The sequence below is a fragment of the Chitinophaga sp. CF118 genome (genome assembly GCF_900112615.1).
GTDB lineage: Bacteria > Bacteroidota > Bacteroidia > Chitinophagales > Chitinophagaceae > Chitinophaga.
On the sequence record NZ_FOMK01000005.1, the window covers coordinates 329,946 to 344,559 of the forward strand.

The window sequence follows — 14,614 nt, forward strand, 5'->3', positions numbered from 1 at the left end:
TTAAATGTTCTTGTATGAAGCAATAATAATTCCTTGTTTGAAATTTCTGCCATGAAGTCACAAAGGCACGAAGGAATGGCAGCTATGTGGGAGTTACTTGGTGACTTAGCGCCTAAATGGCAAAGTTCGATCGTAAGCTATGAGTTAAAACGCTGAATGCAGAAGGCTTCATCTAATTATGTTTATAGCATTTTAAATTCAGCGTTCTGCATTCAGCATTCTGTGCGGGTGGAGGGACTCGAACCCGCATACCGTGAGGCACCAGATCCTAAGTCTGGCGTGTCTACCAATTTCACCACACCCGCGATCCTATTTATAAGAGCTGCCTTTTCAGTATTTAAATATGCCGAAAAAGGTCTGCAAAGGTATTATAATTTATCGATTAAAAAAATGTGCTTTGGAGATTTTTGAAAATCGATGTATTGTAAATTATTATATATCAACTCCTGTTACAATCCTTTTAAAAGCGAAGCCAGTTGCACAGAGAAGGCATGGGTATATATAAGTTGCGGATCCAGTGTGGGATCAAGGATTCACGGGCAGGCAAACTCTTAATCCAGAAATGGTAATTTACTATCAGAAAAGTGGGCTAATACTGGTCAGATATACTTCAAAAAGGCTGTAAAAAGGCCGTAAACAGTGAGGGGACGGGTTTTAGATTCGGTCATCCTTCGTTCATCCTTCGTTAAAAGACGTAGGATGAACGAAGGATGAGCCTTTTTACTAGCTTTTTACTGATTGTATATTACCTGTTTTATTAGGATAGTATCTGAAGATAAGGAATACATTAAGTATTATTACAAGCGAAGCGCCTATACATACCGCAGGCCATCGTCCAATATTCCAGAGTAAAAACCCAAGGGCAGAACCACTGGCTCCTCCTATAAAGGTTGTTGTCATAAATACCGTATTAAAACGATTGCGGGCTTCCGGCAGAATGGAATAAATGATTGTCTGGTTGATGATCTGTGCGGACTGATGTCCTACATCCAGCAAAATAATACCCACCAACAGGAGGAAAATTCCACTGCCTGTAAAATAGAAAGCAGCAAAGCTGATCAGTTCACATATCAGTCCTATGAGAATAGTTTTCCCGGGATCCCGCCCATAGCTGATTTTGCCTACCAGCGGTGCTGCCAGTGCTCCTGCTGCTCCTGCAATGCCAAAGAGACCGATCTCTGAAGATTTGAAGCCAAAAGGCGGTGCAGAAAGAAAAAGTACCATCGTTACCCAGAAAGCACTGACTACTGCAAAAGATAAGGCATTGGATAAAGCGGCAAGACGTAATGCCGGCTGGGTTCTGGCATAATGAGCCACAGATGCCATCAGTTCTTTATAGTTTCCGGAAAAGGCAGGTGTGCTGGTAGGAAAACGAAGCCACATTAATCCCAGCAGTACCGAACAGATCCCGGCTGCAATCAGGTACATTTCCCTCCATCCGTAAAGGGTGCCAATGGCTCCGCTTAAAGAGCGGGAGGCAAGGATGCCGACCAGTAATCCTGCCATAACGGTGCCGATAACGCTGCCTCTTTTATGTTCAGGTGCCATACTGGCTGCCAGCGGCAGGATAAGTTGTGGTATGATAGAGCTGATGCCTACAAGTACACTGGCTATCTGTAATACGAAAAAATTTGGTGCTTTTGCTGCCAGCAGTAATGCCAATACAGTGATACCTGTGGTAAACAGGATTTGTTTTTTCCGTTCCAGGATATCCCCTAGCGGAACGAGTAATAACAACCCAAGTGCATAACCGATTTGAGTGAGGTAGGTAACCCGTCCGGCTATACTTTCCTTTATGCCAAACTCCTTTGATATTAAAACAACGAGTGGCTGGCAATAGTAAATGTTGGCAACTATCAATCCTGTGCAGGCTGCCATAAAAGCAATATCTGCTTTTTTTAAATGCTGTTGATTCATTTCCCTTTTAATTACATGACGGCTGCAAAGGTACGTGAATTGTTTATGCCTGACTGTAAGTCCGGATCATATCAACTGCTGCGTTTGCCAGGAAAGAGGCGCCATAAGGGATACAGTCCTCATTAAATAATACTTTGGGATGATGGAGGAAGTAACCATCATTAGCGGGATGCTGGGCACCCAGGAAGTAGAACATGGATGGCACTTTGCGGGAATAATAGGCGAAATCTTCTCCTGCCAGGATGGCTTCGGTTTCTATTACATTATTTTCTCCGAAGGTCTGTTGTAAACTGTTTTGCAGATAACTATGAACCTGTTTATCATTTATCACGCCCGGCAGATCATAATACAGATCGAAGATGATCTTTGCATCGAAGGCGGTCATCAGTCCGTCGATGATTTTTTGCAGGCGCTGGATAATAATCTGGTAGGTATCCAGGTTGAGCGACCGGATGGTGCCTTCAATGGTTACCTTATCGGCTGTTACATTTGGTGCCACGCCACCATTTATTTTGGTAAAAGAGAGTACGGCAGTTTCTGTAGGGGAGGTGTGGCGGGAAACGATGCTCTGAGCGGATTGTACCAGCTGTGCCGCCACCAGTACGGCATCAATGCCCAGTTGTGGAGCGGCTCCTGCATGTGCAGCTTTGCCGAGTACTTCTATTGTGAAGAAGCCCGTGCATGCCAGTGCGGGGCCCAGTGCATAAGAGATCCGGCCAACGGGCATCAGCGGATGAACATGTAATCCAAGTGCGGCCCTCACATCATCCAGGTGACCTGCCTCTACTATTTTGCGGGCACCTGTTTTGCTTTCCGGGTCGCCATTTGGACCTTCTTCAGAAGGTTGGAAAAGGAGTTTTATGGTGCCTTCAAAAGATGCTTCCTTTAACAGTGTGGCTGCGCCAATGAGCATAGTAGTATGCAGATCGTGGCCACAGGCATGCATCTTTCCATTGATCTCAGAAGAAAATGGCAGGCCCGTATCTTCCTGGATCGGCAATGCATCCATATCGGCCCGCAGTGCTATACATGGACCAGTTCCCTTTGTGATGGTAGCAATAACACCTGTGCCTGCTACATCCTGGATAAAAGGAATGTTCAGTGCCTGTAATTCTTTACGTACAAGTTTTGATGTATTTATTTCCTGGTAGCCTAATTCGGGTTGTGTATGAATCTGTCTTCTGATACTGATGAGCCTTTCCGTTAACTGCTTTTCCATTAATGCCGGATTTTGCATTAAGATAAGCGGTTTTTACGATATTCTCTGGGGGAACAACGGTAACGCTTTCTGAAAACGGCCGTGAAATAATTAGCGCCGCTATATCCTGTATTCGTGCTGATATCCTTTATACTCAGTGTTGTTTGTAATAATAACAAGGCTGCTTTCTTCATCCGTAAATGTTCAATATACCCCCTGGGAGAAGTGCCGAGTAATTCTTTAAAAGCTCTTTCGAAAGTATTGATATGCATTCCTGCCTGCTTGCTGAGGTCTGCTATGTTGAGTGTTTTGTGATAATGATTCTGGATATAGATACAAACCTGCCGGAGCTTTTTGGTCAGCTCTCCGTTCTGCAGATATTTTGGGGTAAGTGCATTGAAATAGAGAGTAAGCAGATCATCAAGTTTTCCCTGAAGGAAGGTTTTTCTGGCAGTTTCATCTGAGGGGCAGTAACGGATCTCCTTCAGTATTTTCAGATCAGGATTATCCATCCGGATGGCCGGGAGCATAGTGCCTTTGCGCGCCTGTTTTTGTTGTTGAAGATGGATCTCTTCAAAAGAAGGGTGCCGGGAAATATATTTGCTGAAAAACGATGGTGAAAAAGATATACAGATCATTTCATAATTTCCCGTTTTGAGATCTGCAATGTTCTGGGATTGTGAAGGAATGTAATACAACCCATATTCTTTTTCGATCAGCATTAATTTACCCTGGCCCTGCAGGCGACAGGGTACATTGCCTTTGAGGATACAATACATTGCCAGCATAGGCTGGCTGGCTGATGGGCGCAACCGTACTCTTTCCCTGATAAAACATTGCTGCCAGCAAATAACCCAGTCGGGATCTTTTATCTCCTGCGTTATATAACTACCGAAGGGGGCTTCCACATATTTTGTTTCTGCCGGAAGAGGAATCCGGTATTGCATATATTGGTCCGGTAGTTGAGATGACACTCGGATATGAGACTGCATATTTGCTGGTATCCCAAATTGCAGCGCTGAGGGATATTGGCTGGATATCATATATTATTCACATATTAGGCTGATTAAAAAGTAAGACTGATTCTGGTTCTTTCATGGAGTGCATATTCTGCAATTTATGACGTAATACTGCGATTGAACTACTATCAGCGATATCTGTGTTTAATCATATCACAACCACCAGTAATGATGGTGCATTTTTTGTTGCGAAACCAGTGATAGGGCCATGATCAGCAAGTTATGCAGTATGTGTAAATGCAACGGAAAATAGAAAGAAAGGTGTATTATCCTCATAGCTAAAATAACTATGAGGGTAATGCGGCAAGGCCCAATATTATATTTCATAACACGGGGTAACAGGAAGACGAATCTAAAGGGAAATAGCTATAACTTAGTTAATTATCATACCCCATAAACACTTTTATTATGATTGCACAAGACGTTATTATGACTACGCAGGAAGTTGCGAGCCGTTTGGCAGCACTTTGTCGCCAGGGCGAATTTGAAAAAGCACAAACAGAACTTTTTGCAGATGATGCTATCAGCATTGAACAGGAAGCCGGGGGTGGATTTGAGAAGGAAACAAAAGGGCTCTCTGCCATTATTGAAAAAGGACATCAGTTCCAGGCTGGAGTAGATGAAGTTTTCGGTATCACCGTTTCTGAGCCGATCGTGGCAGGTGGTGCATTCGCATTGGCACTTGTGATGGACGTAAAAATGAAAGGACGTGACCGTGGTAAGATGTCTGAAATCTGTACGTATGTAGTAAGAGATGGAAAAGTAGCTTCCGAACAATTCTTCATGTGAGAAATTATTCCCCGGGGCTGACTGCATAGATATTCTGCCCCGGTGACTTTGTAAACATGGCTCAGAGATGTTGTAATTAAAGTTACATCGTATCTCTGAGCCATGTTTTCTTTTGAGCCATTTTTAACCCGCCGCTTATGTAAGGAATCGTTGTAATACCCACGATTTTGTTATTTTACTTTCCGTATCTAAATCTGTTAATGGCTTATGAAACACTTATTCCTCCTTATGAGCTTCTTCCTTGTTTTAGGAATTGCAATAGCTCAGCAAACACAGAAACCGCCGTTACATGGGAAAAACTGGATGGCAGTTACCGGTAAACCGCTTGCTGCTACCGCCGGAGCAATGATTTTTCAGAAAAACGGGAATGCAATTGATGCTGCCTGTGCCATGCTGGCGGCCACCTGTACCATGTGGGATGTATTGAGCTGGGGGGGCGAAACACAGGCTCTCATTTATAATCCCAACACGAAAAAAGTTATTGCCATCAATGCCCTGGGAGTAGCGCCCACAGGAGCTACCGTTGATTTCTTTAAAGGGAAGGGATATAACTTTCCTCCCGAATACGGACCACTGGCGGCTGTAACACCAGGTACTCCCGGCGGACTTTGTTACATGCTGGCGGAATATGGTACACTCAGTTTGAAGGAGGTACTGGCGCCTGCTATGGAAATGGCTGCAGGTTATCCTATTGAAGCGCAGACGGCTAATAGTATTGAGAATAATAAACAACGTATTAAGGAATGGCCATACAGTAAAGCGGTATTCATGACGCATCCCGGTGAAAAAAGAGAAGCGCCCGAGGCCGGAGAGATTTTTGTGCAGAAAGATCTGCTGGCTACATTAACCAAAATGGTAGAAGCAGAACAGGAGGCCCTCAGCAAACATAAAAGCCGGAAAGAGGCTATTATGGCGGCATGCGACAGGTTCTACAAAGGAGATATTGCAAAAGAATTTGTTCGCGGTTGTCAGGAACAGGGAGGACTGATTACAATGAAAGATCTGGCTACCTGGAAACCAATTGAAGAAGAACCTTTACACATCAATTATAAGGGAATAGAGGTGTACAAATTACAATCATGGACACAAGGTCCCATGTTACTGCAAAGCCTTAATATTCTTGAAAACTTTGATCTGAAAGGGATGGGATATAATAGTACTCAATATATCCACACGCTTTACCAGACAATGAATCTCACTTTTGCAGACCGTGATTTTTATTATGGAGACCCTTACTTTACACCTAAAACACCTATCGTTGGATTATTAAGTAAGGCATATGCAAAAGACCGTGCAAAACTGATTCGCCCGGAAAAGAATGATTCTGATATAAGTCCCGGTGATCCTTATCCATACGAAGGGAAAGTAAATCCATTCCATTCGTTGCTGCAGCACAGGCTTTCACTGACAGATACTGTCAACAATAAAAAGCAGGGCGGTTTTGTACCCAAACATGATGTTACCGGTTTGCTGAATAATCCTGCGTCAGAGAATATGCTGGCTGTGAATACTGATAGTATGTATATGGATCGTTTGTGGCGTGGTACTACAAGTGTGGAAGCGGCTGATAAAAATGGCTGGGTCATTTCTATTACACCCAGCGGCGGATGGACACCGGCCTGTATTGCGGGACATACAGGCGTAGGTATGAGTCAGCGTTTACAAAGTTTTGTACTTGATTCTGCTTTGTGTCCTTTTAATGTGATTGCCCCCGGTAAACGTCCGCGGGTTACACTAACGCCTTCTCTTGCGTTGAAAGATGGGAAACCTTTCCTTGCTTTTGGTGTGCAGGGTGGAGATACACAGGATCAGAACCTGCTGCAATTTTTCCTGAATGTAGTAGAATTTGGAATGACTGTACAACAGGCTACTGAGGCTGCAAATATTAATACCAACCAGTTGTGGTTGTCATTGGGAGGTACTTCCACCAAAGACCGGCAGCCACATCCCGGTAGTATTCTGCTCAATAAAAATACACCGGACAGTGTAAGAACAGCACTGAAAAATATGGGATATATAACCACCTTTGGAGAACGTACCAGCGGCCCGGTCAATGCGATATTGATAGATACGAAACATAATAGTTTATGGGGTGGCAGCAGTAATCACGGAGAAGATTATGGTATTGGGTGGTGATTTTAAAATGTTATAGATCTTAGCTTATCACAATAAAAAAAACGACAAAATGGAAGTAGTTATCAAAACGGTTTTACTGGCATGGGATGCACAAATAAAAAGAGCTGAAAAGTTATTCAATGGCCTTTCTGACGAGCAGTTATTGCAGGAAGTAGCTCCCGGGAAAAATAGCGGAGTTTACCTGCTGGGGCATCTGATTGCTGTTCACGATGCTATGTTACCGCTACTTGGACTTGGAGAAAAGTTATATCCGGAATTAGAGGAGCCATTTATTAAGACTCCGGATAAGTCGGGGTTGACGATACCTGTTGTAAAAGAGTTGCGGGAATACTGGACGGCTATTCACAGTAAGTTATCTGCTCAATTTAATGCGTTGACTCCGGAGCAATGGTTGCAGCGGCATAATGCAATGACAGACGAAGACCTGGTAAGAGAGCCACACCGGAATAAGTTGAGTGTATTGATGAGTCGTACGGGGCATGTGGCTTATCACCTGGGGCAGTTAGTTTTTATAAAACGGGATTAAGCGGAATAAAAAAAGTCTCACATTTTTAATGTGAGACTTTTTTATTGTGGAGGATATCGGACTCGAACCGATCACCTCAAACATGCCATGCTTGCGCTCTACCAGATGAGCTAATCCCCCTTTCGGCTTTAACGAGGTGCAAATTTAAATTTTTTCCTGTAATTGCAAGCATTTCCTTAAAATTCTTTGAAAATCTCCATTATCGTATTCTTCAGCTCTTCTGCCAGCAAAGGTTTCTTCAATAATTTAATGACCATCGGATTGGCGTAAGTACGACTGATATCGCGATAATCAAGTGAAGAGGAAACCATAATAATGTGACATTGTGACTTGATTTTGAAAGGGTAGCTGTCAAATGCCTCCAGGAACTCAAAGCCATCCATCTCCGGCATCTGAATGTCCAGCAGGAGTATAGTAGGAGGGATTTTAGGTAATGCAATATTGGAAGATAGAAATTCCAGTGCCTTATTTGCATTATTGAAAGCAAGCACGGTTCTGCTGATCTGTTGTATTGTGACCAGTTTTTCGTGCAACAACAGATCTACTTCATTATCATCAATCAAAATAACACGCAAATCAGGAATCGAAATCATTTCTATTGGGGATGCTTATTTCAAATTGTGTACCTTCTCCATACTTGGATTCAACATTAATTGTGCCACCAATCTTATTTAATGCTTCTTTCACGATGTACAATCCTATGCCACTACCTGGCTTATTGTTGTTTTTAGATCTGAAGAACATTTTGAAAATATTATTCAGATGTTCACTTAAGATACCGATACCATTATCGACTATATACAGTGTGGCTTTGTGAGGCTCCACTTTCACCGTCAGATTTACTTTTGGATTACTCTCGTCCGGTTTCTGATATTTCACAGCGTTCGAAATAAGATTATTCAGGATAACGCTGATACGGAAAGTATCACCTTTGAAATCCACTGGCTGTTCTACATTCACCTGGAATTCTATAGCGGTGTTCTGGTGCTTGAATGAACCTATACATTCCTGTAGCAGATTATTGAAGTCTATCTTCTCATATTCTACATCCAGGCGGGAATTGCGGTAGTATTCAATGATCTTCTGAATAAATCCATCCAGCTTGAGGATACAGACTTCTATCATTTCAAGATAACCGTTTGGATCTACCACTGAATTATCCAGGCGGCTCAGGTTGATAATGCCCAGCACAGACATCAGGGGAGAACGGAGGTCATGAGAAGTTGAATAGATGAAACGATTCAGCTCGTCATTGATTTTTTCCAGCTCTACGATCTTTTCCTTGAGTTGCCTGCGTGTCTGGTATATTTCAAAAGCATTGTTGATTGTTTTGTGCAATTCATGCTCATCCCAGGGTTTTTTAATGTAGGAATAGATATGCCCTTTGTTGATGGCATCTATGATATCTTCTACATCAGTGTAACCAGTAAGGAGGATCCTCATTGGATCGGGTAATGTTTCCTTGATCTCATTGAAAAACTCTACCCCGGTGGATACGGGCATTTTCTGATCTGCAATGATGATGTGTACATCAATATTCTTCAGCAGTTGTTTGCCCTCCTGAGCCGAGTTAGCTGTGTAGATTTCATAGCTTCTGCGAAAGCCTGCTTTAAAGGCATTTAGATTATGAATCTCATCGTCAATGTACAGTATCCTGATACGGTTGTCTTTCATCCGTTAGTATTTTATTTCGCAGTATTGTGTGTATTGGTATTCGGGGAACATTTCATCATCAACGTGTTGGAACATAGAAATGTGATTTACTTAAAGATATTAGAAAGTTTGGACATTTATGCTCATAGGTAAATATATAATAAATTCGGCTCCTTCTCCGGGGGCAGATACAACATTAATATGGCCATTATGTTTTTCTATAATACTAAATACAATGGAGAGCCCGAGGCCAGTACCTTCGCCCACATCTTTGGTGGTAAAGAAAGGATCAAAAATCTTTTCCTTCACAGCTTGTGTCATGCCGGGGCCGGTATCTTTTATGCTGATAATGGCCTGACCGTTCTCCTGGCTCGTGGTGATTGTTACAAATTCTTCCTTTCCTGAAGTATATGTTTTGATCGCATTGAAAGCATTGGTGAGGATATTCATGAACACCTGATTGATCTTACCCGCATAACATTCTATTTTGGGCAGTGTTGCATAATTCCGGATCACGGTAACATTTTTTGGAATGTTAGTACGCAGTAGTACGAGTGTACTTTCAAGCCCTTCATGAATATCTACAGATTTGAGATCGCTCTCATCCAGGCGGCTAAAGGTTCTTAATCCTGTTACTATCTCTGCTGTGCGGCTGGCTCCATCTTCAATTCCTTTAATGAGGGAATTGATCTCATCATGAATATAGTCGATATCAATTTCCTGCCGGTACCGTTGAATTTCCTGTAATCCGGATTTGAAATCGGCTTCATTTCCAAGTTGCTCGTATTTGCCCAGCAATGATCTGATATCCTCTATATCCAGTTTTAAAGGCTTGATATTGGATGATACAAAATTGATTGGGTTATTGATTTCATGGGCAATACCGGCGGTTAACTGACCCAGGGAGGCCATCTTTTCTTTTTCCACCAGTTGGGATTGTGCATCTTTCAGGCTTACTAATGCCACATTCAGCTGATCATTGGTTTGTTGTAGTTCAACAGTCCTTTCATTTACTTTGGTTTCCAGGATCACGTTCTGTTCGCGTACCAGCCGTTCATTTTCTTTGGATACCTCCAGGGATTGTGCCTGTGAGAGTTCCTTTTCCTGTCGGTAGATGTTGATCCTGTATGCCAGTGCGAACGATAGCAGGGTAACTTCTGCCGCCGACCCTACCTGTAAAGCATAGTAGGTAAAGTCATTATAAGGCAGCACATTGAAGTTTCGCATTACAAATATGCACACGCTGGTGAGAAAGATGGACCATGCCACCAGGAAGAATTTAGCCGGAACATAATTTGTTTTGGCTACCCTGAAGCCTATATATAATGCCAGGATAGATCCTGCGAGGGCCACCAGTTGTACCCATATCTGTGCCACGTAATAGTTGTCGGCAAACATGGGAACCAGGCAGCCCAGGTAAGCAATGCTTATACCGGTGAGGATATTATATCCCAGGGGGAATTTCTCCTTTGCATGCAGGAATGACTGTATGAAGAGGGCTGCCGTAAGCCCGTTTAGAATTGGAATGAGTACTGTGTCATGCATTGCCAGCCAGCTATTGTTTGGATAGAGATAGCGGAAAGCATAACCATTTTGTGAAGCCTGTGTAAGGCCCACACAAACAATATAGGTTACATATATGAGGTAACTTCTGTCGCGGATGGAAAAGTAAATAAACAGGTTATACAGTGCCATTACCAATATAATGCCGACGTAGATGCCGAAGAAAAGGTTCCTCATGGCATTTTTATTATCGATCAGGGTTTCCGGTCCCAGGAAAACGGGGAGCTGTGCCTGTTCTCCTGCTTTGATTTTCAGGTAATAGGTTTTGGTTTCTCCCTGCCTCAGTCCAAGCGAAAAAATATAATTCTGATGATTGAACTGCCGGAGGCTGAATGGCTGAAATTCTCCCATCCTGGTTACTTTCCAGGTACCATCTGTCAGTGGTTCGTATAAGCTGATATCATCTATTGTGGGGTATTCTATTTCGAGCAGTAACTTATGCAGGGTGGTATTGTTGGTAATGGTAAACCTTGCCCAGTGGGTGTATGGTGATATCTGGAGGTTAGGTACCTGTTCATTCAGGTTTATAAAAGTTTGATTAAGTACCTGGCTGATGGTGAGTTTGTCAGTCTTATCCGTATACAGATCCACCCATCTACCCATCTGGAGTAGTTTGGTGCTATCCGAATAAACGACTGGTACCGCTGCCCGCGTAGAATGAACAAACAGTGTTACCGTAATGAAAAACGAAAAAAATGCACGTACTGACATTTGTACCTGTTAAATATAAAAGACAACTGTAAATTATTACTTTTTGATGTTATGTTCGCCAGAATTACAAACTGCGTACCTGATGGAGGTTTGGAACCTCCAGTTGATAGTTTACATCAAAGATGCCTTTGGGGCCTTTTTCCTGCCTGTGCTGCATGGGGTTTTCCCGTAAAATATGGATTAGTTCCTGTTCGGATTGATCTGCATTGGGGAGGCCATGGATATCGTCAATGACCATGGCAGTAGCGATAAAGTCGTCTTTGGGATAAAAGAAAGTTCCCTCATTACCCAGGGATTTGTCGATAACGGCACCCACACGTTTTCCCATGCGGGTAGTGATAGGGGCACAGAGTACATGTACTTTATCTACCGGGAGCTGGGGCATTAATGCAACACATACACGACATAATATAAGACTCCCGATTCCCATACCTGCCACTTCCTTGGAGTTCCACATGCCACAGATCTCAGCGCTGCCTTTGCGTACATATGAGTAAATGTTTGGATCATATTTTCCGATCGCTGTTTCGATTGGAAGGGGTAATACACCGTCGGCTACCTGTACGCGGGCCCCGCCATATGTTTTGGTGCCGGTTTCATCTTCCACTATTACGACGATGGTATTCCTGTGCTGTAGCCAGTCTATATTGCCTGATGTGATTTTGGCGATGCCAAAATGAATTTCCAGGAGCTTGCTATGGCCTTCGTAAAAACGCATGCATGCCTCCGGATCATCTGGAGCAATAAAGGCCCGCACATTGATTGTTATACTCATTTTAATTGCTCTTAAATATTAAGATTGCAGCGCTTACCTTATTTGATCAGTTGTTCAAAGTCTACATAATAACGCCCGGAACTGCGGAGTTGATCCAGGATAATTCTGCGACAGGTATCTGCGACGAGTGCACCTCCCAATACCACAGATGATGCCAGTTGTGGCCAGGTAGTTATCGATTTCCCGATTTCAGTCAGTGAGAACTTCATTTTGGGTGACATATCATTCATTCCTACCATGGGGCCGAGAATAGGCACTTTCTCTTCATTGGTAAGGTTTTGCAAGGTAGCAATATCAATTTTGGGTATTAATCCATGCAGCAGGGGTAATTCCGGTTCCAGGTCGTAACGTTCAATATCCAGCATTCCACGGTCGTTCATTTCCATTACCACCGGGATGCTGAGAGCTTTTGCTTTCATCCGGCTGATGATTTTGATATCTATCCCGTCACATTCTTCCACCAGGATATCCAGTTTGCCGTTGAGCGTCATAAAATCCAACAGGTTCTCTTCAGTAGCTCCCTGTGTATAACAAACGATTTTAATAAAAGGATCCAGTTCTGCTATTTCCCTTGCTGCTATAACTACTTTTGATTGATTTATGTTGTGTATACTGGTTCTTATCCGGTTCATATTAGATAACTCCAGGGTATCAAAATCTGCCAGTCTTAATTCCCCGCAGATTCTTTCCATTGCCAGTGTAAGAGCAATCGATTGCCCAACTGATAAGCCGATTACACCTATTTTCTTTGTTCTTAATATTTCAGCTTCTTCGTCAGTGATCTTCTGTTTGTTCCGGCTTGTACGAAGTTCGATAAATTCTTTTTCATCCAGAATATGTACTACCCGGTTGGTCCATGGATAATAAACCCATACTCCTACCGTTAATAGAGACGCTGTACCTACGAACTCAGTTAGCAGTTGTTCCGATTCGGCTGCCGTGAGGCGTTTTGTAGGATTACGGATCTTCATCAACTCACTCAGTTGAGAGTGGATCTGATCGTAGACCCTTATGTTGGGCTGACTGGTCAGCAGGGTTAATAATGCATCGTATTCTTTCTGATTCCCTAATCGGTAAAATACTGGTGTATAATTATCCTGTTCAAGTTGCTGTTGTTTTATATATTCTTCTAGTTCTATCATTTTGCCTGGCATAAAAATTTTATTGAACAATCTACGGGCACTGGATGGTGTATATAGTATATGAAAAAGATTCTATGTAACGCCGCACTGGTAGCACATGTAAATGTAAGTAGTCTGTTCCGGTATAAAGTGTTGGCCTGATAAAAAGGCAAGTTAGCTGTCTCTACATATGCTTGACAATTGATATGCAGACCGGGATAAATTATTTTAAAGTGGTCAAATAAAATTAGAATCTAAATGTTTCACATGAAAGCGTAAGGTAAAATAACAATTAATTTGAAAATATTGTGCAAGAGGGCAGTTATTTTATAGATAATCCTCATTTTCTTTTTGATACATTATCACAAATTAAAATTTAATAATATTTGGTGTAGAATTTGCTGCAATCTGAATACATCGTTTAATCAGAAAAGTTCTTCACATTTATTAATGCCTTTGTAATATGCATAAGAGAGAATTTATTAAGCTGGCCGGCCTCGCTGGCGTAGCTGCATTGAGTAATCCAACCGGCATTATTGCCGCTCCTACTGCCACTTCAAGAAACAGATCATCTGCCAACAGTCCGAAAGCTCCGTTTGAACTGCCAAAATTACCATATGCGTACGATGCACTGGAGCCGAATATTGATAAAACAACAATGGAGATTCATCATGATAAACATCATGCAGCATATGTAAAAAATCTGAATGATAATATCAAAGGTACTCCTTATGAAAGCCTTACACTTGATGAAATCCTGTCAAAAGTAAAACCGGAAGATAAAGCTATCCGTAATAATGCAGGTGGCCATTATAACCACTCTTTGTTCTGGCAGTTGCTTTCTCCGGAAAAAACAACGCCATCGGATAAACTGAAAACAGCTATTACGGGCAACTTCACTTCATGGGAGAAATTCCAGGAAACTTTTAATACTGCTGCAAAAGGCGTGTTTGGTTCAGGCTGGGCCTGGCTGATTGTAACACCAGCTAAAAAGCTGGCTGTGATCTCAACACCAAACCAGGATAATCCATTAATGGATAATATCGTGAAAGAACATGGTACACCTATCCTGGCTCTGGATGTTTGGGAACATGCATACTACCTGAAATATCATAATGTACGTCCTGATTATATCGCTGCTTTCTGGAATGTGATTAACTGGAAAGAAGTAGAGAACAGGTATAATGAAGCTCTGAAAGGTTAATA

General features: G+C 42.4%; 12 protein-coding genes and 2 tRNA genes. 4 read left to right on the top strand and 10 right to left on the bottom strand.

The window, feature by feature from the left end:
- Window positions 1-223: 223 nt before the first annotated feature.
- The 4 genes from BM176_RS21635 to BM176_RS21650 all read right to left on the bottom strand — a co-directional run bounded on the left by BM176_RS21635 (window position 224) and on the right by BM176_RS21650 (window position 4,062).
- Window positions 224-305: transfer RNA gene (locus tag BM176_RS21635), tRNA-Leu, on the bottom strand.
- Window positions 306-723: 418 nt separating this feature from the next.
- The gene (locus BM176_RS21640) at window positions 724-1,917 is read right to left on the bottom strand and encodes an MFS transporter (RefSeq protein ID WP_218162257.1); all 1,194 of its coding nucleotides are present in this window, start codon (window positions 1,915-1,917) and stop codon (window positions 724-726) included.
- A gap of 43 nt (window positions 1,918-1,960) precedes the next feature.
- Window positions 1,961-3,136, bottom strand: a complete 1,176-nt coding sequence (locus BM176_RS21645; RefSeq protein WP_177230480.1) for a M20 metallopeptidase family protein — start codon at window positions 3,134-3,136, stop codon at window positions 1,961-1,963.
- A 17-nt stretch (window positions 3,137-3,153) separates the two neighbouring features.
- Window positions 3,154-4,062, bottom strand: coding sequence for a helix-turn-helix transcriptional regulator (locus BM176_RS21650; RefSeq protein ID WP_177230481.1), 909 nt, complete (start codon window positions 4,060-4,062; stop codon window positions 3,154-3,156).
- 480 nt (window positions 4,063-4,542) lie between these two features.
- Here BM176_RS21650 and BM176_RS21655 point away from each other — a divergent pair, with 480 nt between their 5' ends.
- The 3 genes from BM176_RS21655 to BM176_RS21665 all read left to right on the top strand — a co-directional run bounded on the left by BM176_RS21655 (window position 4,543) and on the right by BM176_RS21665 (window position 7,585).
- Window positions 4,543-4,923, top strand: a complete 381-nt coding sequence (locus BM176_RS21655; RefSeq protein ID WP_255373567.1) for a SnoaL-like domain-containing protein — start codon at window positions 4,543-4,545, stop codon at window positions 4,921-4,923.
- Window positions 4,924-5,130: 207 nt separating this feature from the next.
- On the top strand, window positions 5,131-7,059 hold the full coding sequence (locus BM176_RS21660; protein WP_090106412.1) for a gamma-glutamyltransferase family protein: 1,929 nt from the start codon (window positions 5,131-5,133) through the stop codon (window positions 7,057-7,059).
- Between the two features lie 49 nt (window positions 7,060-7,108).
- Complete coding sequence (locus tag BM176_RS21665) at window positions 7,109-7,585, top strand: DinB family protein (protein ID WP_090106413.1); 477 nt, start codon at window positions 7,109-7,111, stop codon at window positions 7,583-7,585.
- A gap of 47 nt (window positions 7,586-7,632) precedes the next feature.
- On the opposite strand, the gene BM176_RS21670 is transcribed toward BM176_RS21665, so the two are convergent.
- The 6 genes from BM176_RS21670 to BM176_RS21695 all read right to left on the bottom strand — a co-directional run bounded on the left by BM176_RS21670 (window position 7,633) and on the right by BM176_RS21695 (window position 13,429).
- Window positions 7,633-7,705, bottom strand: a tRNA-Ala gene (locus BM176_RS21670).
- A 56-nt stretch (window positions 7,706-7,761) separates the two neighbouring features.
- Window positions 7,762-8,178: a response regulator gene (locus tag BM176_RS21675; RefSeq protein WP_090106414.1), complete on the bottom strand. Its 417-nt coding sequence runs from the start codon at window positions 8,176-8,178 to the stop codon at window positions 7,762-7,764.
- On the bottom strand, window positions 8,162-9,259 hold the full coding sequence (locus tag BM176_RS21680; protein ID WP_090106415.1) for a sensor histidine kinase: 1,098 nt from the start codon (window positions 9,257-9,259) through the stop codon (window positions 8,162-8,164). The genes BM176_RS21675 and BM176_RS21680 overlap by 17 nt, the downstream gene beginning before the upstream one ends.
- 99 nt (window positions 9,260-9,358) lie before the next feature.
- Window positions 9,359-11,512: a sensor histidine kinase gene (locus BM176_RS21685; RefSeq protein WP_090106416.1), complete on the bottom strand. Its 2,154-nt coding sequence runs from the start codon at window positions 11,510-11,512 to the stop codon at window positions 9,359-9,361.
- 64 nt (window positions 11,513-11,576) lie between these two features.
- Window positions 11,577-12,287: a hypothetical protein gene (locus tag BM176_RS21690; protein ID WP_090106417.1), complete on the bottom strand. Its 711-nt coding sequence runs from the start codon at window positions 12,285-12,287 to the stop codon at window positions 11,577-11,579.
- 38 nt (window positions 12,288-12,325) lie between these two features.
- Entirely contained in the window at window positions 12,326-13,429 is a 1,104-nt protein-coding gene (locus BM176_RS21695) for a ThiF family adenylyltransferase (RefSeq protein WP_255373568.1), read from the bottom strand.
- 442 nt (window positions 13,430-13,871) lie between these two features.
- Here BM176_RS21695 and BM176_RS21700 point away from each other — a divergent pair, with 442 nt between their 5' ends.
- Window positions 13,872-14,612, top strand: coding sequence for a superoxide dismutase (locus BM176_RS21700; protein ID WP_090106419.1), 741 nt, complete (start codon window positions 13,872-13,874; stop codon window positions 14,610-14,612).
- Window positions 14,613-14,614 lie beyond the last annotated feature (2 nt).

Bases quoted from the DNA above. Each gene is read 5' to 3' on its own strand.
- BM176_RS21640 (WP_218162257.1), bottom strand. From the start codon at position 1,917: ATGAATCAACAGCATTTAAAAAAAGCAGATATTGCTTTTATGGCAGCC.
- BM176_RS21685 (WP_090106416.1), bottom strand. From the start codon at position 11,512: ATGTCAGTACGTGCATTTTTTTCGTTTTTCATTACGGTAACACTGTTT.
- BM176_RS21645 (WP_177230480.1), bottom strand. From the start codon at position 3,136: ATGGAAAAGCAGTTAACGGAAAGGCTCATCAGTATCAGAAGACAGATT.
- BM176_RS21655 (WP_255373567.1), top strand. From the start codon at position 4,543: ATGATTGCACAAGACGTTATTATGACTACGCAGGAAGTTGCGAGCCGT.
- BM176_RS21660 (WP_090106412.1), top strand. From the start codon at position 5,131: ATGAAACACTTATTCCTCCTTATGAGCTTCTTCCTTGTTTTAGGAATT.
- BM176_RS21680 (WP_090106415.1), bottom strand. From the start codon at position 9,259: ATGAAAGACAACCGTATCAGGATACTGTACATTGACGATGAGATTCAT.
- BM176_RS21690 (WP_090106417.1), bottom strand. From the start codon at position 12,287: ATGAGTATAACAATCAATGTGCGGGCCTTTATTGCTCCAGATGATCCG.
- BM176_RS21695 (WP_255373568.1), bottom strand. From the start codon at position 13,429: ATGATAGAACTAGAAGAATATATAAAACAACAGCAACTTGAACAGGAT.
- BM176_RS21650 (WP_177230481.1), bottom strand. From the start codon at position 4,062: ATGCAATACCGGATTCCTCTTCCGGCAGAAACAAAATATGTGGAAGCC.
- BM176_RS21665 (WP_090106413.1), top strand. From the start codon at position 7,109: ATGGAAGTAGTTATCAAAACGGTTTTACTGGCATGGGATGCACAAATA.
- BM176_RS21675 (WP_090106414.1), bottom strand. From the start codon at position 8,178: ATGATTTCGATTCCTGATTTGCGTGTTATTTTGATTGATGATAATGAA.
- BM176_RS21700 (WP_090106419.1), top strand. From the start codon at position 13,872: ATGCATAAGAGAGAATTTATTAAGCTGGCCGGCCTCGCTGGCGTAGCT.